This is a genomic window from Clostridium ganghwense, from assembly GCF_026735165.1.
Lineage (GTDB): Bacteria > Bacillota > Clostridia > Clostridiales > Clostridiaceae > Clostridium_H > Clostridium_H ganghwense.
Map to the genome: position 1 here is coordinate 98,371 of NZ_JAPQES010000004.1, position 24,231 is coordinate 122,601.

Consider the following 24,231-nt stretch of genomic DNA (forward strand, 5'->3'; position numbering starts at 1 on the left):
TCTTTATCTTTTTAAATTAATATCCAGCATTTTCAGCTTTAGTTCCTTCAACAATTGCTATTGAAGCACTAGCACCTATTCTATTAGCACCTGCTGCAATAACTGCTTCTGCATCTTCTTTAGTTCTTACTCCACCTGATGCTTTAACTCCCATTTCAGTTCCAACAGTTTCTCTCATTAATTTTAAGTCTTCAACAGTTGCTCCCCCTGTAGAAAATCCAGTTGAAGTCTTTACAAAATCAGCTCCAGCTTCTTTTGATAATTCACATGCTTTAACGATTTCATCTTTTGTTAAAAGACAATTTTCAAGGATAACTTTTACTAAAGCTTTTTCCTTTGCTGCTTCTACTACTGCTTTAATATCTTCCTTCACTACATCATATTTTTTATCTTTTAAAGCTCCAACATTTATTACCATATCTACTTCATTTGCGCCATTTTCGATAGCTTGTTTTGTTTCAAATGCCTTTACTTCTTTTGTTGTAGCACCTAGCGGGAAACCTACAACTACACAAGTTTTTACGTTAGTTCCTTCTAACTCTTTACTTACTAATGGAGCATAGTATGCGTTTACACATACTGAAGCAAATTCATATTTCTTAGCTTCTTCACAAATTTTTATAATTTGTTCCTCTGTTGCTTGTGGTTTTAATAATGTGTGGTCTATATATCCTTGTAGTTTCATTTTTATCCTCTCCTTTTATCTTATCTTTTATATATTTTATAATTTTAATACCTACAAATGATTGCTATTTTGCGAAACGGTATGAAACCGCTCACACATCATAGAAATTTATAAATGTGAATAATAAACATATTCACATTTATTTTTTTATATACATTTCTGATCCTTTTAAAACAAGCTCAGGTAAAAGGGTAATCCTTTTCACTTCTCTGCTATTTTTATTTCTTATAATATCTATAAGCATATTCATACCTACTCTACCCATTTCTACAGTAGGTCCATTAACAAAACTAATATCTAGACCTAATATATTTAATACATCTAATTTATCAAATCCTATAATAGCTATATCTTCTGGAATATTCATTTTTTCTTCATAAAATGCTTTTACACATCCTAGACTCATCATATTACTACTTACAAAAATAGCGGTAGGTCTATCTTCCATTTTTATTATTTCTTTTGTAATCCCATATGCACTTTCATAATTGTAATCACCATAAAAAATATATCTATCTTCTATAGGTATATTATTTGCGGATAGCGCCTTTTTATATCCTATTAGTCTATCCTTTGCTGGTCTAGATTTCATATCTCCAGTAATAATTGCTATTTTTCTATGCCCTTCTTTTATTAAAGCTTCTGTTCCATCATAAGCTCCTTTTATGTGATCAACAAAAACCCCATTAAAATTAGAATACTCAACATGTCCATCTACTAAAACAATTGGAATTCCTAAATTCTCAAGAGTAGATAAATACTCACTGTTAAATTTATGTTCAGCTGCCGTTGGTGTTATGATGATTCCCTCAATCCTTTGCTGTCTAAGAAGTTTAAGTGCTTTTATTTCTTTATTTATATTTTCTTCAGTATCACAAAGAATTATATTCAAATTATGCTCATCTGCTATTTGACTAATACCTTTTATTATTTCTCCAAAAAAAGGATTACTTATCTCTGGAACAACAACTCCTATTGTATTTGTTTTACTTGTAGATAAACTTCTCGCTATTGCACTAGGAGTATAATTTAACTCTTTTATTGCTTTTAAAACCTTTTGTTTTGTTTCTTCTTTTACATATCCTGAATCATTTAAGACTCTTGATACTGTAGCACGAGATACTCCTGATTTCTGAGCAATGTCATATATAGTAACTGACATCTTATTCCCCCCAATTTTTTTTAAGGAACTGCTCTCACAATCCTTATACATTATTATATCACATATGTATCTAATAATGTATAAGAATAGTAATTATGATAAATAATATCACAAATTACTTCAATAAAAATTTAAATATTTATGTTTATTGTGATATATTTTAGTAATTTAAAATATGTGACCGCTCTCATATATTTAACATACCATATTGTTATAGAATTTTCAATATATTTTTAACAATTCAATAACTTTTATTTATATAACTTCCTATATAGTAAAAATAAGTAATAATAGTTTCAAGAATCCTTTTATTTTCTGCACTCCTGAAACTATCATCACTTATAAAACTAATTTTTATCTTTTCTCAATTTCCGCTACACTCTTTACAAGTTCTTTAACTACATATTCTGCATCCTCTAATGTAAGAGTTGAGTATATTGGTAATGAAATTTCATTTACATATTGTTTATAAGCATTAGGATAATCCTTTATATTATATCCAAGATTTTTATATAAAGTAAACATTGGTAATGGCATATAGTGAACATTTGTCGCTATCCCTTTATTAGCAAGATTCTGTATTAACTTATCTCTCATTTCTTCACTAAATCTTTTAATTCTAAGCGGATAAAGGTGGTATGACGTTTCTTTGTTCTCATCACTTTTAAAAGGAAGTATTGCCCATTCTTTATCACAAAGTGCTTTATTATATGTATCAAATATAGCTTTTCTATTTTTCAGCATTACATCATAGCGACTAAGTTGACTTAATCCAATAGCTGCATTAATATCTGTCATATTGCATTTAAACCCATCTGTTACAATATCATATTTCCATGCTCCTGCCTTCATCTTAGATAATGCATCCTTAGACTGTCCATGAAGTGAAGTAATTTTTAATTCTTTTTTCAAATCATCTCTGCCAAAATAATTATTGAAAGTAACAGCTCCTCCTTCTGAAGTTGTTAAATTTTTTACTGCATGAAAAGAGAAAACATGAAAATCTGCTTGTCCTCCAACTCTTTCACCTTTATATTTCGCTCCAAAAGAATGAGCTGAATCTGATATAAATATAATATCTTCACGATTTTTAGCTTTTAGAACTTCTCTTATAGAATCATAATCCACAGGTACACCTGCAAAATCAACAGTTATAATTGCCTTTGTTTTAGGTGTAATAGCATCAAAAAGGTTTTGTTCATCTAGGAAAAAGCTTTCCTCTTTTACATCTACAAATTTAGGCATAATTCCTCTATGAAGAATTACATTAGCTGTAGCTGTATATGTATATGGAGTAGTAATTACCTCATCTCCTTCTTTAATATTGAAAGCCTTCAAAATTAATTCCAATCCAGCAGTATTACTAGAAAGTGTTACTGCTTCATTTGTACAGCAATACTCAGAAATTTTTTCTTCAAATTCAACAGTCCTAGGTCCAGTTGTAATCCATCCAGATTCTAAAACATCCATTACTGCTTTTTTTTCATGTTCTGTTATATCTGGAGGTGAAAAAGGTATATTTTTTATCTTCATGATACTCATCCTTTCTTTTAAGTTATAAATTTTATATTATTTTTTAGCTTCAAAAAATCCTGTATCCTTTGTTATATAAATACCATCTTCCTTATAAATTTTATCTTGTAAAAACTTTTCAAACTGCTTTAGTTTTTTATTATTAAAACTTTCTTTTACATTACCAGGCATTGAAAAAATATAATCTATCAATGGTTCTGGTTCTGTAACAATTAAACTATCTTCATATTTTTTTAACTTAACATTTTTGAACCACTTATCAATCTGTTTAAAGCCATTTTCCAATTGAAAGCTAGAAGTAATATCCCAACTTTTTGAAGTCATTGCTTGTGATTTAAATTTAAATATAAGTTCTCTCATTTCAGCCATATGATTTTTTCCTACTGTAGACGTGTAAAAACATCCCCCCATTTTCAAAACCCTAGCTATCTCTGCAAAAGCTTTTTCTCTATTTTCAACATGATATAACATGTGATTAGCTATTACTACATCAAAACTACAGTCATCAAAAGGAATATCTTGAGCATCAACTATTTTAAATTTAAAGTTAGTTGCATTATTACCTAAATTTCTTTTAGCATCCTCCAACATTCCTTTTGAAAAATCAGTAAGTGTAATATCCCATCCTTTTGGAATTCTATTTAAGTTTTTTTCCCATAAACTAGCATCTCCACAACCCACTTCAAGAATTTTAGCATTTTTAGGAATATTCAATTGTTCAAAAAACCATTTCATCCAACCATATTTATTCACACTATATAATTCATGAATGTTTATCCTTGATCTAAGATTAGAAGCATTCTTATATTGATCTAATAATTTTTTGTCTGTATTCAATACATTCATTATATTTACAAATTTATCCCAATTCATTACCTCTTTATAATTCAACATGTCTAATGTTTCATCTATGGCTTTAATAACCATATGTGTATGATGTATTTTTTCTTCCATTATCTTTTTTTGTATTTCTAAGGATTTTCTAAAATCTTTATCATTAACATCATGCTTTACTACATTTTTAATATCATTCAAAGAAAATCCAATAAATTTTAAGGTTAAAATTTTCTGAAGTTTGGCAAAATCTTGTTTATTATACATTCTATGTCCTGTATCACTGTAAGAACAAGGTTTGAGTAAGCCTATATTATCATAATACCTTAAAGTTCTTAATGTAATGCCTGCTTTTGAAGCAAACTCACCGATATTTATAAGGTGGTCATCATTATTCACTCTTATCACCTCTTTATGAAACATTATAATACATTACGTAACGTAAGTTGCAATATTTAACTATTAATTATTATATATTTTTTAAATCTTGTGAATAAATATAACTATAAAAATAAACATCTACTTTCCAGCAGATGCTTATTTTCTATTTTATCATTTATTGTAGTTAAGCACTTATCTCTCTTTGTTCTTTTTTATATTTATGATATGCAAAAGTCGCTCGTATTGATTCTATATACACTATAGTAAAAATAATCATTAATACACTGAACTTTACTCCATGTGATGCCATCATCATTATTTGCTCAAGCCAATAAATTGTTAATCCTAAAACAGCTGCTATTCTTGACATTTTATATATTCCCAATGCAATTATAAGAAAAACCGCTACATCACCAAAAGCCCAATAGTCCATATCATAGATTTTAGAAACATTCATACTTATTATAATTGTTACAGCTGTAATAATTGCTATAATAATAGATACTGCAGCTCCTTCTCTAGCTGTTTTTTTTGCAGTTTCCATATCAGTAATTTTCTTAAACATATTCCTTTTCCTTTCTTCAATTTATTTTTTTCCATTTTTAACTATACAATTGTATATTATATCAAATTTACCATAAAATTGTCGATACATGTTTAGAAAATAAATAAATACGAATTCAAAGAAATTTAAATACAAAAGCATGCAATATATAAATCTATATATGCATGCCCAAACTTTATTTATTCTCTTGTGGTTCAAATAATTTATATCTAAATTCGAAAGGTTCTTTTTGTAGTAAAATTACATTTTGAAATTCTACAAGTCCTTTACCCTCTTTAAATATTTTTATTTCTTTATAAGTATTTTCTGGATAGGATTCTATACCTTTAACTACTGTTTCTGTTTTTACTATATTTTTATTTTTATCATCGGTAGATACTTCAACAATTTTTGTTTCTGCAGTATATTCTTTTCCATCTATACTAACTTTTTGGCTCCATGTTTTTCCTTTTTCAATAGGCAGCTTTAAAACCACTTGTTCTCGTATAATAGATTGTGAATGTCTTCTTTTTACATTCTTTTGAATTTCTTTAACAGAATCTTTATCTACTACATACTGAGTTTCAAGTAATAAATCTTCTTTTGAAGGTCCTTCTCCCTCACTTACATCTTGAATTTCACCTTTAAAGTCTAATGTTAATGATTCTTGATTATCTGTAACTTTATTCAAAGTTATCGTGTGACCATATTCAGCTGTTCCAGAATATTTTAAAACAGTTCCTTCTAGTGCTGGAAAATATTTTGCTAGTTCCTCACTATAAACTTTAGCTGTCTTAGCTGCATCCTTATTTTTTGCTACTTCAGCTTTCCCTTTTGCTCCACATCCTACTATTACAGCTGTTAAAACTGAAACACATGCAAAACAAGATATTTTTTTGATAATTGATTTCATATTTGATTTCCTCCTCAATTTATATTTGATAGTTCGAATTTATCTGCTACAAATCATCTCCCTATATTTATATTGTAATTTAAATACCCTAATCAAATCTTTACAAATAGGTTAAGGTTATTGTAAAACAATTTAAAAATAACTGTAACATTTTTATATTGATTTCATAACATAATAAGTGGTTATATCTATAAGGAGGTTATATAATGTTCAATGCTATGTATCCATTTATGCCATTTCGTCAAATGCCTACGTCGCAGATGCCAATGGACACAAATACTTATTTTAAAAATTTATTTAATAGATTAGTAGGTAAAAGAGTAGATATCTTGCTAAATGGCCGTGAGGGAATTTTTAAAAATTTATTAATTTTAAAAGTAGATAATGGTGTTGTAATTACTGAAGCTGAAAATGAAATCTGCTTAATTCCCTTTAGATTCATTGCAACAGTATTCTTACCAAAAGATTTAGCAAAAGAACTTTATCAATTTTAATACTCAATAGGAATAAGTATATTTACTTTTGTTCCTTCTCCTTCTACACTATCTATACTTAATTCTCCACCATGCAGATGTATAATCTCTTTACAAATTGATAAACCAATACCACTACCTGATTTTTTTGATTTACCTTTATAAAATTTATGTGTTACTTTGTGGATGTCTTTCTTTGGTATTCCTATGCCATTATCCTCTATTTGTATTAAAACATTTTCTTGGCGAAGGTAAGTATTAATGCTTATCTTCCCATCCTCCTCTGAAAATTTTATGGCATTATCTATAATATTAATTAGAACCTGTTTAAGTCTATTTACATCACCTGCTGCATAACAAGGCTTTTTTTCAATATTTAAACTAACTTCAATGCCTACTTTTTCAAATCTTTTTTTAAAATAATTATATACTTCCATTGTTAATTGATTTATATCAACCTTCTCTAAATTTAAACTGATTTTACCAGCTTCAAATTTAGAAAAATCAAGAAGTTCTTCTACTAATCCAGTTAATCTTTTAGTTTCACTAGATATTATTTTCAAACCTTCCTTTGCCTCTTCTAAATTTTCAACCTCACCTGTAAGTATAATTTCACTCCACCCCTGTATTGCAGTTAGAGGTGTTCTTAATTCATGTGATATTGATGAAATAAATTCATTTTTAATTAAATTACTTTTCTGTATTTCCTCTGACATATAATTTAATGTATCTGATAGCTTGCCTATTTCATCATTATTTATTTTTACAGCTCTCTTTGTAAAATCACCTGCGGCCATTATTTCTGCAACTTTTGTTACTTCTTCAATAGGATACACTATTCCCTTAGCTAAAAATGAACTTAATAAAAATGTTATAATTACTACAAACACGCCTATAAAAATTGAAGCAAAAAAAATCTTTAACAGCATAGTTTCTATTTTTTCAACAGAAACAGTATATCTCAAAGCTCCTGAAATCTCCCCCAAATGATAAAGTGGAGTAGATACAGCCATTATACTTTCCTTAGTTTCATTATTTTTCTCTTTAATAATTTGCATTTCCTCATTTAGTGCTGCTTTAATATCAGCTGCATCAATTGGTTCATTAGACTTTAATCCATTTGAATCTGTAAGCATCCTTCTATTAGTATCATATACCTGCATATAAAAAACAGGGTCTCTTGAATCATTCTCTAATATATATCTTGCTTTTTCCTCTATTCTTTCATTTATAAGATATTTATTATAAAATCCACCTGAAACCTTTACTTTATTTAATAATTCTTGTTGTACACTTTGAAAATAATAATTTCTTACTACCAAAAGAAAAATAATCTCTAAAATAAGAACAATACTTATAATGATAATACCATTTTGTTTATATATACGGCTTTTTATTCCTTTCATTTATCAATACTCCACATATATCCGTGTCCCCAAACTGTTTTTAAATAAATAGGATTTGAAGCATCTTCTTCTATTTTTCGTCTTATTCTCCTTATGTTAACATCCACAGTTTTTATATCCCCAAAATAATTTTTACCCCAAACCCTATCTAATATTTCATCTCTACTAACAGTTTTATTAGCATTATTTATTAGCAGCTTTATAATTTCATATTCTGTTGGCGTAATCGAAATTTCCACATCTTCTTTCCTTAAAACTTTTTTATTCATATCTAAAGTAAAAGGACCATTCTTAATAAGATTAGTATCTGCTGTTTGTTTATTAATAGTTCTGTTAATGCGCCTTAATAACGCTTCAATTCTAGCTACCAACTCTTTAGGACTAAATGGCTTTACAAGATAATCATCAGCTCCACTTCCTAAACCAACTACTTTATCATCATCTTGTCCTTTCGCTGTAATCATGATAATGCCAATATTAGGATAACCTTCTCTAAGTCTTCTACAAACCTCAAATCCATCTATATCTGGAAGCATAACATCTAATAATGCAATGTCCACACTTCCATCCACTTTTTTTAAAGCCTCATTACCATTTTCCGCTTCTATAACATCATATTTTAAAGCTCTTAATTTTATTTTCATAAAACTTCTTATTGATTTTTCATCTTCTAAAATTAATATCTTATTGCTCATAGTTACTCTCCTAAATTAAACATATTATTTTATTTAACAAACTTATATACATCTTAATAATTTAATAATGAAAATTTTTCACTATTTAAGAGTAGAAAAAATTCCTTTTAGCCTATCTTCATTCATAAAATATTTTGATTCTTTTTGTAAATCAGATATTCCCCCTACTATTACACTCTTTTCATTTTCTTCTAAAACTACATATCTTTTATCTTGTAATAAATATTTATTTTCTTCCCACTCTTCTTTACTAAAGCTTTGAATAGAAAAAATAAATTCATGTAAATTCCTATTGCTATCTAAAGTATAAAACTCCACCTTATTTTCAAAGCCTTTTTCATCAAATTTTTTAATAATAGTAAACTCTTCTCCCCATTCCTTAGGAATTTGAACTTTATAACCTTTATCATGATTATAATATTCTTTTAATACTAAAGTAATATCATTTTTCCCATCCCATTTATACCACGTATTAATCAGAGGTATATTGTATTTTGAAGAATTTTTTACTTCAGTAATCTTTTCTAAAAGACCAAATTCTATAATTCCGTCATTATTTATATCTTTTGATTTAATCATATACTCATGTGATGTTTTAGGTATATCTATAGTCTCATTTCCTAATACTTCAACTAATTTATTATTTTTCATAATTAGTAAATCCGTATAAGAAGAAAATATATCCATATCAAAATCAATAAAGATTCCCTTTTTATCTAGTGATGCATTACCAACTGTCATAGTACTGTAATAACTCTTATTATTAATATTAAATTTATCAATCGAAATCATTTCTTCCTTGGAATATCTAAGAACTTCTATACTTGTAGCATCACTTTTAGGAAGTCTTTCTAATAAAACTAATTCATTTTGTCCATCATTATTCAAATCATCTATGCTAAGTTCTCTATATCTACTTTCATAGATTGAATGAAAATATCCATTATGCCAGGAATATAGACTTAAAATTTTATCTTGATTCTCTCCCATATTCCATCCTATAAGTAAATCTGGCTTTTTATCTCCTGTTAAATCCTTATATTCTACTAGATCCAATCCATCCACATTTTGTGAAATTCTATTTATCTCATGCCACTTATCTTTATTTTTTTTTAAAATAATCACACCATATTCATTTTTATCTGCAAAAGAATTTTTATCTCCTTTATATAATAAGAGCAACTCCTTCTCTTCATCTTCATCAAGATTAACTCTTCTAACGGATTCCTTATCATTTTGTCTTATAGCTAATGTTAATGTCTCTTTATCAGATAAAAATTGTGAAACTATATTATCTATTTCAATACCTTCTATTAAATTTTTAGGTTTATTTATTAGCTCACTTGGAGGTTTTGTTATTGAGCAACCTAATACTACGAAAATCATAAATATACATATAATAATTGTATTTATCTTTTTATACACTAGTTTTCCTCCTTCTTTACTTATTATTATAGCCACTACAGTACATTATTTATTTACAGACTGGTTAACATTTCACCATGATACAGCTATATAATCCATTTTTAACTAATATAAGCTGCCAGAAGAAACTACTAGCAGCTATTTTAATACATTATTTTATTGATTTTATATTTTTAAATCATTATTTCTTTTTCTCATATCTTTTTGTATTTTCTTTAATGCTTTTTTAGAACCTCTTTCAATATCTTTTTCTAATTTTCTTTTTCCATAAGAAATAAATAAACTATCTAAATCATATCCTTCTGGATATAATTCTTCTCTTTTCAAATATAAAATTACTCTTTTAATATTCACTTTTTCAAATTTATCATCAGTCAACACTTCAATATTATTGAACTCGTCCCTTTCTTTATATACAATGGCACATTCATTTGTTTCTAGAAGTTTAACTTTATCTCCTTTTCTAAACTCGTATTTTTCTGCTTCTTCATTTATATTTTTGGACACTTTATCATTTTTATTAATTTTACTTCTCTTAACAAGCTCAAAATTATATTCTTTTCTATCAATATATTTTTTAGCTCTTTCTAAAACAGAAGTTTTCAATCCCATCTTTTTAGAAATCCATAGAGCATTACTTTCTCCTGACCTTCCTATTATTAACTTATATAAAGGTTCTAATGTTTCAGCATTAAACTTCATACATGCATTTTCAAACTCTGGATGATTCTGTGAAAACTTCTTAATCTCTGCATAATGAGTTGTTGCAATACTTATACATCCCATATGATAAAGTTCTTCTAATATTGCAATGGCAAGACCTGCACCCTCATTTGGTTCAGTTCCAGTTCCTATTTCATCAAATAATATAAGTGTTGATTTATTAGAACCTCTCATTATCTCAGCAATATTTTTAATATGTGAAGAAAATGTACTAAGTGAGTTTTCTATACTTTGATTATCTCCTATATCAACAAATATATTTTGAAAAACTGAGAATTCTGTACCTTCTTGTGCCTCAATATGAAAACCAGATTGAACAGCTAATGTCAAAATTCCTATTGTTTTCAATACAATTGTTTTCCCCCCTGCATTAGGCCCTGTTATTATTAAACTTCTATAATCTTTCCCTACTTCAAACTCTAAAGGAACTACCTCACCTTTTAATAAAGGATGTTTTACATTTATTAATTTTATATATCCATTTGTATTAATTTTAGGTTCAATTCCTTTTATTTTATTGCTGTATTTGGCTTTAGCAAATACCATATCATATTCCGCCATTAACTCTAAATTAATATTAATTGCTTTTAAGTTTTCATAAATAATACCTGTTAAATAGGCAAGTATTTGATATTCTTCTGCCATTTCTTCTGCTTTTAAACTAACAAGTTCTATATTTAACTTTGAAACAGAACTAGGTTCTATAAACACAGTTGAACCTTTAGATGATGCATCAACTATTACTCCTTGAACTTGATTTTTATATGAAGCCTTAATAGGAACTACATATCTCTCATTTCTTTTGCTTATAAAAAACTCTTGAATATATTTTTTATTTTTAGATGATGTAATAAATTTATTTAATCTATCTTCGATTTTCACCTCTGTATTTTCTATATGTCTTCTTATTCTTTTAAGTTCTTTGGTTGCTGAAGAATCTATTCTATTACCTTTTATTGAATAATTAATTTCTTCTTCAATCTTCTGAAGCTCAGTAATTGAATTAGCATATTCACTTAAAATAGGAGCATAAAATTCTTGACTCATCATAAATTTCTTTATTTTTCTACATCCTCTTAATAAATCTGATATCATAACTAATTCTTCTGGATGCAAAATAACACCTTTACTTACTTTCTCTATCAAATCTTTTATATTGTATAGTCCTTGTAATGGAACATAATTTGAATTATTTAATATATTTTTAGCTTCACTTGTTTCCTTTAACCTTCTTGTTACTACATTTATATTACTAGATGGTTGTAATCTATCAATCAAATCTTTTCCCAATCCACTTGTGCAGAACCCTTTAACTATTTCTTTTAATTTATTATATTCTAATGTTTCAAATGTTTTTGTATTCAATGTTCTCTCTCCCTTTATAGAAAATTTTTATTTTCTATAAAGATACGTACTTCCACTAGGTAGACTTGAAGCACTATAATAAAAAAAGCTGTGGATACACCCACAACTTAGTAATCTTCATTTAAAATAGATAAACTTCTAGTATATATGCATACTCTATCTATCTTAAAGTATTTGATAAGTGGCTTTTAGTATCTTCATAGTCAAACCGAATAAATCCCATGATAAATAAAGGTATATCGAATACCTTTTTGAAAGAATTTATTCATTTATAAGTTTTGTCTATTTAAATACTACCCCGCTCATCAAGCACCTCTTCTTCATTTTATTTTTTAATCTACCCAAAATCAGTTTAAAACACTTCATATTTTATGTCAAGTATTTATGACAGTTGAAACTTCAAAATAGAGAAGTTGAGGTAAAAAAATCACAAATAGTAATAAAATCTCTTTACATTTTCCACATAGCATATTACAATTAATCTGACTTATCCTGTGAAACTAATTTATAAACTGGTTTATTTATCTCAATAAAATACTTTATTTAAATTGAGATTAACTCCAATATACTCCAGTATATAAACTATAGTATAAGTTTAAAATATTATTATCACACTAGAAAGTGGTGCTATAATGAAAACATTTAAAAATCTTATTGATGAAACTTTACAAGTTGAAGACTTAGATGAATTAGAAGCAGCAGCAGATTTATTTCAATTTGGTATTGAAAAGGGATATTACAATAAAAAGCAGGTAGATGAATTTAATACTACCTATTGGAAAGTAAAAAATAAATATTTAGCTTATGATATCTCTAAAACAATAAAAGTAAATACTTTAGATATTCTTACAATAGTTTCTAAAGCTCCAACTAATATAAAAAATGATGAAGCTGAACTGCTTAACTATGTAAATGGACGTATAAAAGCTCTTAAGGGTAAACTTACAGGACTTAAATAATTTTAAATACAGTTCAATCATTAAAGACGTCCTTTCTCCATACTAACTCTTAATTTTGGGAAAGGATGTACTTTTTTCTTTTATGCTTTTTCAACAGCCTAAATATTGGGGAACTTGGTTCTCTAATCTCTCGATTTTCTCCACCTTTTATTTTTCTATCTTCACTAATATAAATTTCATTATAAAAACCTCTAATTTATTTTTTTATATTACTATCTGTCTTACTAAGATTTCTATACTATATAAGATAACAAAAGTATTTTACATACTTACATAATAAATATAATTAATTTATAATTATATTGTATACAAACTCTATATAAGTGTATTTAGTATTAGAATTTAATACTAAATACATTTATAACTTCATAAAACAATATATTTTATATCAAAAGTAATTTTGTGAATTTATTATATAAGGAGGTTAGCTTTATGGATAAAAATGTAGAATGGGTTATTGAAAAAAAACTTCAAAGAACAATTGAAAACTTAGAAAAAAACAATATGGGAGCTTATTTTGTAAAAGATGAGAATTCTCTACTTGAAAAAATTAGTGAACTTATCAATGAAGGTGATACAGTATCAGTAGGAGGTTCTATGTCTCTTTTTGAAACAGGAGTTATTGATATGCTTCGCAGCGGTAAATATAATTTCTTAGATAGATATAAGCCTAATTTAACTAAAGAGGATATTAAAGAAATTTATAGAAAAAGTTTTTATGCTGATGCATATTTTACAAGCAGTAATGCCGTAACTGAAGATGGAGAACTTTATAATGTAGATGGAACTGGTAATCGAGTAGCTGCTATGATTTATGGACCTGATAAGGTAATAGTAGTTATAGGACTCAATAAAATAGTAAAAAATTTAGATGAAGCTATTGAAAGAAATAGAAGATGTGCTGCACCAGCAAATGCTAAAAGATTAGATAGGAAAACTCCTTGTGCTAAGCTAGGTTATTGTGTAGACTGTAATAGTCCTGAAAGAATTTGTAATGACTATGTTTTAATAAGGAAACAAGGTCAAAAAGGAAGAATTAATGTTATAATCGTTGGAAAAGAATTAGGCTACTAATAAAAGCTCCTCCTTATCTACCATTTAAATAAATGAGATAAGGAGGAGTTCTTATTTATGTCTTATCATAGCCCAATTAGATAAATTAGTTCCAGGAATTTTTCCTTGCTCAACTACTCTAAATCCGTATTTTTCATAGATTGACACATTATACTCACTTTGGGTTTGTAAAAAGCACGGTAATTTTTCTCTGTCTACTCGTTCAAACATATCTTTTAAAAGAGTTCGTGCAAACCCTCTTCCTTGAAAAACAGGATCTACAGCAATAGGTGATAAAAATAAATGAGGAAAATTTGCATATTTCTTATGTAACTGCGACTCATATTCCCCAAATGAAGATAATCTTGTCATAACACTTTTACCTGCTTTAAGAAAGAGGGGAAAACCTCCACATCTAAGCATTCTCCATGGAGTCATAGCAGCATTTTTATGTGGAATCCAAACTGCAAGCCCTTCAACATCTGGAGAAATTGCATAAGCTTCTCCATATGTGATACCATAGCACATTCTGAATTGAAAGAGATGAGGTAAAATTCTTTTTCTTTCCTCTTCATCTGGAATAAGATAAGAATATACTGGATCATTTTCAAATGCCTTAGTTAGTGTTTCTACTGCAGGTTTAATATGGGCTTTCGTCAAGAGAAAAATATTCTCTAAATCTTTTACCATATACTATTCCCCCAAAAATAAACATACTATTATAATAGTTATATTAGTATAATAGTTGTATTAACATAACTATTATACTAGCATAATAATCCAACTTATTCTATTTGTCAATAAATTGTTAAATAAATTTACTACTCTTGCCCTTTACTCCTTCCCATTAACTATTAAATTGCTTTTTCTTTGCTTTCAATATTTCTCTTATTTTGTGTTATACTTTTCATAGAACTTCTACTTAACAATTATTTGGTTATAATAAAATTTAGATGTGCTAGGAGGATTATTTTGAGCAACATAGATTTTGAAAGAATGATTAAAAATATGTTTGGAATAAATTCAATCATGAAAAGGAAACTAATGAATCCAGAAGTTTTCTTAAAAGATACAAATATTACTTTATCTCATTTAAGAATATTATTTATGCTTTTCTATAATACAGATCTTTCAGTTTCACAAATAAGTAAAGACACTTTTATTTCAAAACCTAATTGTAGTAAAGCTATCGATATACTAATAAAAAGTGGATTAGCCAATCGTAACCATGATGAGAATGATAGAAGAATAATAAAAATTTCTCTAACTGAGGCTGGAAAATCTTTTGTTAAAAAAAAGAAAAAAGAAATTATAATGCATATGAAAAATCAACTTATAGAGTTAGACAATGCGGATATTATCACACTTAATAATGCTGCTGAAGATTTTTATAGAATTGTTTCTAAGTTAAAATAGGGTTCACCAAATATCACTACATTTAATATAATAAACTGATAATACTCTTATTTTCTACTATTAATAAATAATTGCAGAATATAAAATTATAAAAATTTATAACTAATCTATATACTTAGGAGATATTAAACCAATAATTTTAGAATTCTGTAATCGACTATATTATTTTATATTTTGGAGTGGTATTTAATGAATAACTATAATAATTGTGAAAAAAACCTCCCTAGGAGTTGGGACAAACTTTCTTATACTGGTGCTAAACGTGTTCCACTATCTGAAGAACCTGATGCAGGTTCATGGCCTACTTTTTTTATAAAAAGAGATGAAAATGGAAACTTCTTAGATGATGAAGGTAAACCTATATATGCAGGTATTCGTACTCCCAACAATGGAATAGATTTCGAAGGTGAACAATTAGAAAGAGTAAGAAAAGTTTTACAATGCTTAAATCATAGAAGAAGGGCTATAGCAAGATATTGGGGTGCCGGCCCAGCCTCTAAGCAGTGGACTCCTATTATAGATAGACTTATCGATACCTATGGAGTTTCAGCTCCAAGAGCTGCCAGAATCTTAGCTGCAGTTTATTCTGCAATTAATGATGCATTTGTAATTGCATGGTACTACAAATATTTGTGGAAAGTAGCTAGACCCAACCAATTAGATCAAGAACTAGTACCTCTATTATGTACACCTGAACATCCATCATATCCTTCTGGGCATGCCACTGTTGCTGGTTGTGCTGAAGTAGTATTAAGTTATTTCTTTGAAAGTGAAAAACGACAGCTTCACTACTTAGCTGAAGAATGCGCAGTGTCTAGACTATATGCTGGAGTACACTTTCCAATAGACAATGACGAGGGATTAAGACTTGGTCGTTATATTGGAAATATTATTGTTAATATATTGAAGAAACAATCCTCAATTAGTCAAAATGCTATAGATTATCCTATTTTAGAAGATAAAGAGGCTGACTTGAATCCACCACCTTACAGACGACAGGTAATTCCTTTTGAATATGAAGATGATTGTAGATCAAGTTCTCTTGATAATAAAAATAATTGTAAATGTAAAACCTTAGATGATGATAAATATTATGATTAACTTTTAATTGATTATCTATAAAAGTTAAAATAAGTCTAAAGATAGATAACATCTATCTTTAGACTTATTTTATTTATATCAGCAAAATTATCATAACTATTCACTAGTTACTAAAATAATATTTTTTCGATTTTTTATAAATCCTTTTTCATGCAAATATGATCAATTCCAGCTTCATTAAAAATTTTACCATAAGCTTCAAATCCTAATTTTTCGTAAAAATTTTTTGCATAAAATTGAGCATGTAATCTAATTTCATTTGCCCCTAATTCCTCTGCTTTCATTAACATATTTTCCATAAGCACTTTACCATATTTCTTTCCTCGATACTCCTTTAGAACAGCCACTCTTCCTATTACATAATATTTTTTTTTCTCTAATAATCTTCCAACAGTAACTGGTTTATCATTTTCATATATTACTATGTGGTGTGCTGTATCATCAAGCTCATCTATCTCAATTTCTATTGGGACATTTTGTTCCTTTACAAACACTTCTTTACGAATCATATTTGCATCTTTAAAATCTTCTTTTCCTTTTGACCATTTTATTTTCATATCTTCTTAACCCCCAATTTATATCTTTTTATTTTATATAATTCTTTATAGTTCTCATCAATTTCATATAATTTTTTATATATTTATATTGATTTTTATATAAAAAATTATATAATTATAATAAAAAACAGCTTTTATATTTAAAATATTATATGAATTTTTATAACTCTTCAAGTATTTATATATTTTTTTATATGTTTGGAGTGACTTTAATGATAAATAAAGATTTAGAAAGATATATTCCTATAGCAAATTTAATGGCTAAAACTTTTGGTAAAAACTGCGAAGTTGTTATTCATGATTTATCAGTTCCTCAAAATTCTGTAGTTTATACTGTTAATAACCATGTGACTGGGAGAAAGGTTGGCCAAACATTTGACCATTTAGTTAAACAAGTTTTACTCTCTAAAAATTTTGATGGAGATTATGCTGCAAATTATAAAACTATTACGGAAGATGGTAAAGAAATAAAATCTTCTACTGCTCTTATTAGAAATTCTAAAAATGAAGTAATTGGTGCCTTATGTGTAAATTATGATTTGGAACCTATGAAAAACATGAAAAATTTTTTAGATGACTTTATGAAAGTTGAAGAAGAAAAAGTGAAAGAAGAAGTTGAACCATTTAATAACGTAATAGAAATAGTAGATGATTTAATTGATAAAATAATCACTAATACCAATGTAGATACTTTAAAACGAAAAGAAAAAATAGAGCTAATAAAATTTATGGACAATAAAGGAATATTTCTAATTAAAGGAGCTATTGAAAAAGTAGCTGAAAAACTAAACATTTCTAAAGTAACTGTATATAGTTATTTAGATGAAATAAAAAAAAATGAGGAGGAACGCTAATGAAATTTATATCAACAAATAACGCTTTAAAACCATCCGGTCATTATTCTCAAGCAATCGTGCATAATGATTTGGTATATATCTCAGGTCAATTGTCTATCGATCCTAACACAGGTGAAAAGAAACTTGGAACAATTGAAGAAGAAACAGCAAGAGTTTTGAAAAATATAGAATTAATTCTTAAAGAAGCTGACAGTGACAAAAATCATGTTTTAAAAACAACCATCTATATTTCTGACATTTCTTTATGGGATAAAGTAAATAAGGTTTATAGTGATTTTTTTAAAAATCACAAACCTACTAGAGCTATTGTTCCTACAAAAGAATTACATTTTGGTTTTAAAGTTGAAATAGATGTTATTGCAACAATAAAGAAAAATTAACGAGGTGATTGAAATGAAAATAATAAAAAGAGAAAATTCTATATTTACTATGTCTAAAAATCATAAGCCAGTTGAAAAAATAAATTCAGGAGAAACAATTATTTTTGAAACTTATGATTGCTATAATAATCAAATTAAAAGTGAAAATCAATCATTTAATAGTATAAAAAATGAATTAACTAATCCTGCTACTGGCCCATTATATATAGAAGAAGCTGAAACTGGCGATATATTAAAAATAGAAATTATAGATATTAAAATAAATGACAAAGGAGTAATGGCTACAGTACCTAATAACGGGGTATTAGGTGGATTTTTCGAAGAACCAAAATTAAAAATAATACCTATAAAAAACAATAAAGCTATTTTCAACGAAAAAATAGAAATACCTATAAACCCAATGATTGGTGTAATTGGTGTTGCACCAAAGAGCGGAGAAATTCGAACAAATGTACCTGATATGCATGGTGGAAACTTAGACTGTAAAAGAATAGTTAAAGGTTCAACAGTTTATTTACCTGTATGCACTAAAGGTGGACTTTTATCTATGGGTGATTTACATGCAGTAATGGGCGATGGAGAAATAGTTATATGTGGATTAGAAATAGATGGTGAAGTAACAGTAAAGGTAGATGTAATCAAAAACAAAGATTTACCACTACCAATGGTAGTTGAAGGCAGACATATTATGACTCTTGCTTCTAAAAAAACTTTAGATGAAGCATCTAAACAAGCTACTATTAATATGTATAAACTTTTAACTAGTGAATTAAATATGGATAATGCTGAAGCAGGAATGCTTTTATCTTTAGTAGGTGATTTGAAAATTTGTCAAATTGTCGATCCATTAATGACTGCTCGTATGGAATTTCCAAAATCTATTTTAGATAAATACAACTACAAAATGGTTTAATGGGAGATGATATTATGTCAATTCAATATATATGCAGTGAGTGTGGTAAAAAATTTGACCCTAAAACACTAGTCTTTAGATGTGATTGTGGAGGATTGTTAAACCTTGAAAAATTTGATTTTAAATTTTCAAAGGAAGATATATTAAATAATGAGTGGAGTTTGTTTAGATATTTTAAAACACTTCCTTTCGATAATAACTTTAGTTTGTGGAAAGATATTTCTATGGGTGAAGGCTTAACCCCTATTGTTCCTCTAGAAAAAGATAATCCAAATATATTAGTAAAAGTTGATTATTTAATGCCTACTTTGTCCTTTAAGGATAGAGGAGCTGTAGTATTAATTTCTAAGGCTAAAGAACTTGGAATAAAAAAAGTTATTCAAGATAGCAGCGGTAATGCAGGTACCTCTATAGCTGCTTATGCCAATAGGGCTGGTATAGAATGTGACATATATGTTCCTGAAAGCACTTCTCCTAAAAAAATCAAACAAATTTCTTCTCACGGTGCAAAAGTTCATGTAGTTAAAGGAACTAGAGAAGATACTGCCAAAGCCGCCTTAAATGCTGTAGAAAATGGTGAAGGATTTTATGCCAGCCATGTATATAATCCATTTTTCTACCAAGGTACAAAAACCTATGCTTATGAAATCTATGAACAACTAAATGGAAAAATACCAGAAGTATTAATAATTCCAGTAGGAAATGGCACTCTACTTTTAGGTTGTTATTATGGATTTAAAGAATTATTAGAACTAGGACTTATCAACAAAATGCCTAAAATTATTGCCGTTCAAGCACAAGGTTGTGCTCCCATATATGAAGCTTTTAAAGAAGGTACACATTCTGTAGAGGCTGTTGTCAACACAGGTACTTTAGCTGAGGGAATTGCAATTGCAGAACCAAAGAGAGGAAAACAAATATTAGAAGCTATAAAAAATACAAACGGAGAAATTATTACCGCTCCTGAAGATAAAATTGTTGAAACAAGAAAATACTTAGCACAAAAAGGATTTTATGTAGAACCAACTACAGCTGCAACCTTTGCAGGTTTCTTTAATTACTATAAAAAAAATAAAGTCAGCTTAAACGGAAAAGTAATAATCCCTTTATGCGGAGCCGGATTAAAAGCAGATTAGTTTGTAATATCTACATTGACAAAAACTCTAATAGATTTATATTAGAGTTTTTTACTTCCCATCATTTATTATATAATTTTTCAAGCTGCATTAAAGTTTTATAATGTTTTTTTGGTGATAATCCAAACATTTTTTTAAATGCTCTTACAAAGTTAGAATAGTCACCAAATCCACATTCAGCGCATGCTTCTGTTATAGATTTTCCTTTCTTTATTAGCGAATTTGACATAATAAGTCTCTTTTGAAGTATATATTTATGTATTGTATAACCTGTTTGTTTTTTAAATTTATGCATAAGATAATATTTGCTCATATAAAACCTTGAAGAGAGATTATCTATCGATAAATCCTCACTAAGATTTTTATTTATATAATCTAAAATAGCACCTATATTTTCATCATAATTAATATCACTCAGTACTTTGTTTTTTTCATTCTCTAAAAATAATCTATTTATATAAACTACAAGTTGTAAAAACAATGAATTTTTAAGTATACTACTTCCAAAATCACTACTTTTGCAAGCATCTTCAAGCTGCGTTATTGTGTATTTCAAATTTATAGGTAATTCAGAATTTAATCGTAATAAATTAAACTTTTGACTTGAAGCCAATTCAAAACAAGATAATAAATTGCAATCAAAGTTATTATGCTTTTCCAAAAATCTAGAATTTACCCAAATAACTATACGCTCGTATGTTTCGCTAGAATCTATTAAAGGTTTATGTATATCATTGTTATTTACCAGAAGTATATCCCAGGGTTTCAATTTATAAGCCTTACCTTCAATCAAATATGTTACTTTACCTGACATAAAAATAATTATCTTGTTAAAATCATGGTAATGAAATTCAAACTGCATATTCTTTTGATCTTTTAGATGAAAAAGTTCAAAATCTTTTTTTAGGTATCCTCTCTTAGTTTTCAAAACGTCTTTATTATTTTTCATGCAAAACCCTCTCTAGCATATTTAAATAACTCTCTTTATTCCAATTTTATACTAAAGCAGTTTTTGCAATATTTCAAGCATTTTTAGCAAAGAATATAGTAAAAATTATGAATATACTAGATATGTAGATTGTATATAACTTAATATACAAATTTGACTTAAAAACTATTTTTTCGGAGGAAACATATGAAATTAAAGGAATCTTTTACTGAAATTCCATACAATATAATTCAAGTAACAGATGAAACAAAAATTGGAATTACTGGTGCAAATGAAAAATCATCAATCTCCATGTTTATTTTAAATATATTAGAAAATATTGGTCGTAAAGTTGGAATTATTGATGCTTTAGATCAGGATAAAGTTGACAAATATAATTTTGATATAGGAATATTTACTAATCTAACTGAAAAACATTTAGCAAAACATAAAACAATAGATATCTACAAAAAAAACAAAATCAAATTATTTAAAATGTGTAGATTGTGCATTATTAATGCTGATGATCCAATATTACACGACATAAAAAAAAGTGCAAACTGTGATATTGTAACCTATGGTATTGATAGTCATGCAGATTTTACCGCAAAAGATATTCAGTATTCGTCAAGTGGTGTAACATTTAACCTAGATTTTTGTGGTACTCATAGGAATATAAAACTTAATACTTTTGATAAATTTAATGTTTATAATATATTAGCTGCCATTGCAACTTGCTACATTTTAGGATTTCCCTTAGCCGTAATTATTGATGGATTAGTCAATATCAAAATAAAACTTTAAAATAACAATAAGGGCATTCTCAAAAATCAATAGTTTAAAAGATTAAAATTTGAGAATCCCCTTCTTTATTTACCTCTAATAAGTAGAATGGATGAAAAACATGCTCCCCCTTAGATGGCTAATTTATTATATAATTTTTTTATTTTCTTCTTTTCTTTATACATTTTAATATCAGCACTATCTATGAATTTTTTAATACTATAAAAATTATTGTTATGCAGAGTTTCTATACCATGACTCATACTTAATTCATATTCTTTAGTATTATTTTCATTATACCTATCTATGTTATTTTTAATACGCTGCCATACGATTTCAGCTTCTTCATACGAAGTTTTAGTAAATACAATTAAGAATTCATCTCCACCTAATCTCATAAATATATCTTTTTCCCTAATCTCTTTCTTAATTGTTTCAACACATTTCTTAATGTACTCATCACCTGTATTATGCCCAAATCTATCATTTACATATTTAAGATTGTTTAAGTCTATAAAACATATACTTAATATATCATTATTTTTCTTTGCAATTTTAAACTTATGTTCCAATATTTCAAGTCCTGCACTTCTATTATATATACCTGTAAATTCATCTATAGTAGCCTTTTTTACAAGTTTTTTCTCCTTTGAATTTCTATTAATTATTTCATTATCTATTTTTTCCGCCATCATATTGAAGGCATCTTTAAGTTCTCCAAATTCATTATTAACGTTTATGGTTATTCTTGAAGAATAATCTCCATCAGCAATCTTCTTAGTTCCATTTATAAGTTGTTGCATTGGTTTTAAAAATGTTCTTGCGGTAAACTTTGAATAAAAATACACAATTAATATTAATGAAAGAATATAAAAAGATATTATTGAAAGACTCATATATAAGTATTTTTTATTTGTACTCTGGAAATAATCAACAATCAAATTTAGAAATAAAATAAATGTAATAATAAAAAGAATTGTAGTAAAAAAATATAATATTAAATAATTTTTTAAAAGAAGATTTGAAATCTTTTGCTTATTTTTCATTCACTTCACCGTTCCAATCATATTGAAATAATATACATTGTAATTTCACCTCTAATTTATTATCGATTATTTTTTAATTTATCTTACCTATTATTATGTAGTAATAATTGGAATCTGTATTTCTCCATTTGTTTTATTAGGATCATCGTAATGTAGTGATATGAAAGATTCTGAATAGATAATATCTCCTGCTATTTTATATCCATTTTCTTCTATCCATAAAAGTAATTTTTTTATCTCTTTATCTAACTCTTGTAAATATCCTTCAACTCTCAAACAAGCGTAACTTCCTTTATTTAAATTTGTACTATCTTTAAATTCATAATTTTTAGATACTGTAAAAAAATAACATGAATATCTAGTATACTCTTGTAATATGTTACTATTTTTATCAAATATAAAGCCAAATTCAACAAATGGAATTTGATTATTAATAACCTTCTTTAAAATTTCTGTACCAGAAGCCAACATATCTGATAAATTATTCAAGCTCTCTCCACTTTGTTTTATTTTTATAATTTTTCTTTCCTCTAACTGCTTTATTTTTATTCCATTGTATGTTGAATTTTTAGAACTCAATGTTCCTTTTATAAGTCTTATATTTTCTTTTAGAAACATTATTTTTTTCATCTCTTGTTCAAGCTTTTTATCTGCATTATTTAAAATCTTTTCTATATTTTCAGGTGTTTTATTTTCAAATATACTTTTTATATTACGACTATTTAAGCCTACATTTTTTAGAATTAATATTTCTATGAGCTTAGCTAACTCATCATCACCATATACTCTATATCCATTTTCCTTAATAAAAGCTGGCTTTAGTAAACCTATTTCATCATAGTACTGAAGTGTTCTTTTAGTTACATTGAACATTTTTGCTATTTCACTAATTAAATACTCTCTTTTCACCTTTAGTCTCCTTTCATAAAAGGAAAATTTACTATTGACCATTACGTACGTTAT

The 24,231-nt window shown here is 27.2% G+C and carries 25 protein-coding genes; 10 read left to right on the top strand and 15 right to left on the bottom strand.

Annotated features, from left to right (window positions below; genetic code table 11):
* Positions 1-16 precede the first annotated feature (16 nt).
* The 6 genes from deoC to OXH55_RS11755 all read right to left on the bottom strand — a co-directional run bounded on the left by deoC (position 17) and on the right by OXH55_RS11755 (position 6,052).
* On the bottom strand, positions 17-685 hold the full coding sequence (gene deoC / locus OXH55_RS11730) for a deoxyribose-phosphate aldolase (protein ID WP_268050167.1): 669 nt from the start codon (positions 683-685) through the stop codon (positions 17-19).
* Positions 686-824: 139 nt separating this feature from the next.
* Positions 825-1,847, bottom strand: coding sequence for a LacI family DNA-binding transcriptional regulator (locus tag OXH55_RS11735; RefSeq protein ID WP_268050168.1), 1,023 nt, complete (start codon positions 1,845-1,847; stop codon positions 825-827).
* Positions 1,848-2,201: 354 nt separating this feature from the next.
* A complete protein-coding gene (locus OXH55_RS11740) occupies positions 2,202-3,374 on the bottom strand; it encodes a DegT/DnrJ/EryC1/StrS family aminotransferase (protein WP_268050498.1) in 1,173 nt (390 codons plus the stop codon).
* Between the two features lie 42 nt (positions 3,375-3,416).
* On the bottom strand, positions 3,417-4,637 hold the full coding sequence (locus OXH55_RS11745; protein WP_418921840.1) for a MerR family transcriptional regulator: 1,221 nt from the start codon (positions 4,635-4,637) through the stop codon (positions 3,417-3,419).
* A gap of 142 nt (positions 4,638-4,779) precedes the next feature.
* Complete coding sequence (locus tag OXH55_RS11750) at positions 4,780-5,160, bottom strand: hypothetical protein (protein ID WP_268050170.1); 381 nt, start codon at positions 5,158-5,160, stop codon at positions 4,780-4,782.
* Positions 5,161-5,335: 175 nt separating this feature from the next.
* The gene (locus OXH55_RS11755) at positions 5,336-6,052 is read right to left on the bottom strand and encodes a hypothetical protein (RefSeq protein WP_268050171.1); all 717 of its coding nucleotides are present in this window, start codon (positions 6,050-6,052) and stop codon (positions 5,336-5,338) included.
* Positions 6,053-6,258: 206 nt separating this feature from the next.
* On the opposite strand from OXH55_RS11755, the gene OXH55_RS11760 reads away from it, so the two are divergent.
* Positions 6,259-6,546: a hypothetical protein gene (locus OXH55_RS11760; protein ID WP_268050172.1), complete on the top strand. Its 288-nt coding sequence runs from the start codon at positions 6,259-6,261 to the stop codon at positions 6,544-6,546.
* On the opposite strand, the gene OXH55_RS11765 is transcribed toward OXH55_RS11760, so the two are convergent.
* From OXH55_RS11765 to OXH55_RS11780, 4 genes are all read right to left on the bottom strand, one after another.
* Positions 6,543-7,931: a sensor histidine kinase gene (locus tag OXH55_RS11765; RefSeq protein WP_268050173.1), complete on the bottom strand. Its 1,389-nt coding sequence runs from the start codon at positions 7,929-7,931 to the stop codon at positions 6,543-6,545. The genes OXH55_RS11760 and OXH55_RS11765 overlap by 4 nt on opposite strands.
* The gene (locus tag OXH55_RS11770) at positions 7,928-8,626 is read right to left on the bottom strand and encodes a response regulator transcription factor (protein ID WP_268050174.1); all 699 of its coding nucleotides are present in this window, start codon (positions 8,624-8,626) and stop codon (positions 7,928-7,930) included. Before OXH55_RS11770 ends, OXH55_RS11765 begins: the two co-directional genes overlap by 4 nt.
* 81 nt (positions 8,627-8,707) lie before the next feature.
* A complete protein-coding gene (locus OXH55_RS11775) occupies positions 8,708-10,051 on the bottom strand; it encodes a hypothetical protein (RefSeq protein WP_268050175.1) in 1,344 nt (447 codons plus the stop codon).
* Between the two features lie 165 nt (positions 10,052-10,216).
* Positions 10,217-12,139: an endonuclease MutS2 gene (locus OXH55_RS11780; protein ID WP_268050176.1), complete on the bottom strand. Its 1,923-nt coding sequence runs from the start codon at positions 12,137-12,139 to the stop codon at positions 10,217-10,219.
* A 632-nt stretch (positions 12,140-12,771) separates the two neighbouring features.
* Between OXH55_RS11780 and OXH55_RS11785 the strand changes: the two genes are divergently transcribed.
* Both OXH55_RS11785 and OXH55_RS11790 read left to right on the top strand, forming a co-directional pair.
* Positions 12,772-13,098 (top strand): hypothetical protein, encoded by a 327-nt coding sequence (locus OXH55_RS11785; protein ID WP_268050177.1) that lies wholly within the window; start codon positions 12,772-12,774, stop codon positions 13,096-13,098.
* A 432-nt stretch (positions 13,099-13,530) separates the two neighbouring features.
* Positions 13,531-14,172: a lactate utilization protein gene (locus tag OXH55_RS11790; protein ID WP_268050178.1), complete on the top strand. Its 642-nt coding sequence runs from the start codon at positions 13,531-13,533 to the stop codon at positions 14,170-14,172.
* Between the two features lie 51 nt (positions 14,173-14,223).
* Here the strand turns inward: OXH55_RS11790 and OXH55_RS11795 are convergent, their stop codons facing one another.
* The gene (locus OXH55_RS11795) at positions 14,224-14,841 is read right to left on the bottom strand and encodes a GNAT family N-acetyltransferase (protein ID WP_268050179.1); all 618 of its coding nucleotides are present in this window, start codon (positions 14,839-14,841) and stop codon (positions 14,224-14,226) included.
* Between the two features lie 282 nt (positions 14,842-15,123).
* Between OXH55_RS11795 and OXH55_RS11800 the strand changes: the two genes are divergently transcribed.
* Positions 15,124-15,567 (top strand): MarR family winged helix-turn-helix transcriptional regulator, encoded by a 444-nt coding sequence (locus OXH55_RS11800; protein ID WP_268050180.1) that lies wholly within the window; start codon positions 15,124-15,126, stop codon positions 15,565-15,567.
* A 189-nt stretch (positions 15,568-15,756) separates the two neighbouring features.
* Positions 15,757-16,668, top strand: a complete 912-nt coding sequence (locus tag OXH55_RS11805; RefSeq protein WP_268050181.1) for a vanadium-dependent haloperoxidase — start codon at positions 15,757-15,759, stop codon at positions 16,666-16,668.
* A gap of 134 nt (positions 16,669-16,802) precedes the next feature.
* Here OXH55_RS11805 and OXH55_RS11810 read toward each other — a convergent pair whose 3' ends face one another.
* Positions 16,803-17,225, bottom strand: a complete 423-nt coding sequence (locus tag OXH55_RS11810; RefSeq protein ID WP_268050182.1) for a GNAT family N-acetyltransferase — start codon at positions 17,223-17,225, stop codon at positions 16,803-16,805.
* Between the two features lie 212 nt (positions 17,226-17,437).
* On the opposite strand from OXH55_RS11810, the gene OXH55_RS11815 reads away from it, so the two are divergent.
* From OXH55_RS11815 to OXH55_RS11830, 4 genes are read left to right on the top strand one after another with little or no spacing between them, the layout of a single operon-like run.
* Complete coding sequence (locus tag OXH55_RS11815) at positions 17,438-18,079, top strand: helix-turn-helix transcriptional regulator (RefSeq protein WP_268050183.1); 642 nt, start codon at positions 17,438-17,440, stop codon at positions 18,077-18,079.
* Positions 18,079-18,462, top strand: coding sequence for a RidA family protein (locus tag OXH55_RS11820; RefSeq protein WP_268050184.1), 384 nt, complete (start codon positions 18,079-18,081; stop codon positions 18,460-18,462). Before OXH55_RS11815 ends, OXH55_RS11820 begins: the two co-directional genes overlap by 1 nt.
* Positions 18,463-18,475: 13 nt before the next feature.
* The gene (locus OXH55_RS11825) at positions 18,476-19,375 is read left to right on the top strand and encodes an acetamidase/formamidase family protein (RefSeq protein ID WP_268050185.1); all 900 of its coding nucleotides are present in this window, start codon (positions 18,476-18,478) and stop codon (positions 19,373-19,375) included.
* A 14-nt stretch (positions 19,376-19,389) separates the two neighbouring features.
* Entirely contained in the window at positions 19,390-20,511 is a 1,122-nt protein-coding gene (locus tag OXH55_RS11830) for a threonine synthase (RefSeq protein ID WP_268050186.1), read from the top strand.
* Positions 20,512-20,572: 61 nt separating this feature from the next.
* On the opposite strand, the gene OXH55_RS11835 is transcribed toward OXH55_RS11830, so the two are convergent.
* Positions 20,573-21,460 (bottom strand): AraC family transcriptional regulator, encoded by an 888-nt coding sequence (locus OXH55_RS11835; RefSeq protein ID WP_268050187.1) that lies wholly within the window; start codon positions 21,458-21,460, stop codon positions 20,573-20,575.
* Between the two features lie 186 nt (positions 21,461-21,646).
* Here OXH55_RS11835 and OXH55_RS11840 point away from each other — a divergent pair, with 186 nt between their 5' ends.
* Complete coding sequence (locus OXH55_RS11840) at positions 21,647-22,243, top strand: Mur ligase family protein (protein ID WP_268050188.1); 597 nt, start codon at positions 21,647-21,649, stop codon at positions 22,241-22,243.
* Between the two features lie 110 nt (positions 22,244-22,353).
* On the opposite strand, the gene OXH55_RS11845 is transcribed toward OXH55_RS11840, so the two are convergent.
* A complete protein-coding gene (locus tag OXH55_RS11845; protein WP_268050189.1) occupies positions 22,354-23,118 on the bottom strand; it encodes a GGDEF domain-containing protein in 765 nt (254 codons plus the stop codon).
* A gap of 243 nt (positions 23,119-23,361) precedes the next feature.
* On the bottom strand, positions 23,362-24,177 hold the full coding sequence (locus OXH55_RS11850) for a MerR family transcriptional regulator (RefSeq protein ID WP_268050190.1): 816 nt from the start codon (positions 24,175-24,177) through the stop codon (positions 23,362-23,364).
* Positions 24,178-24,231: the final 54 nt, after the last annotated feature.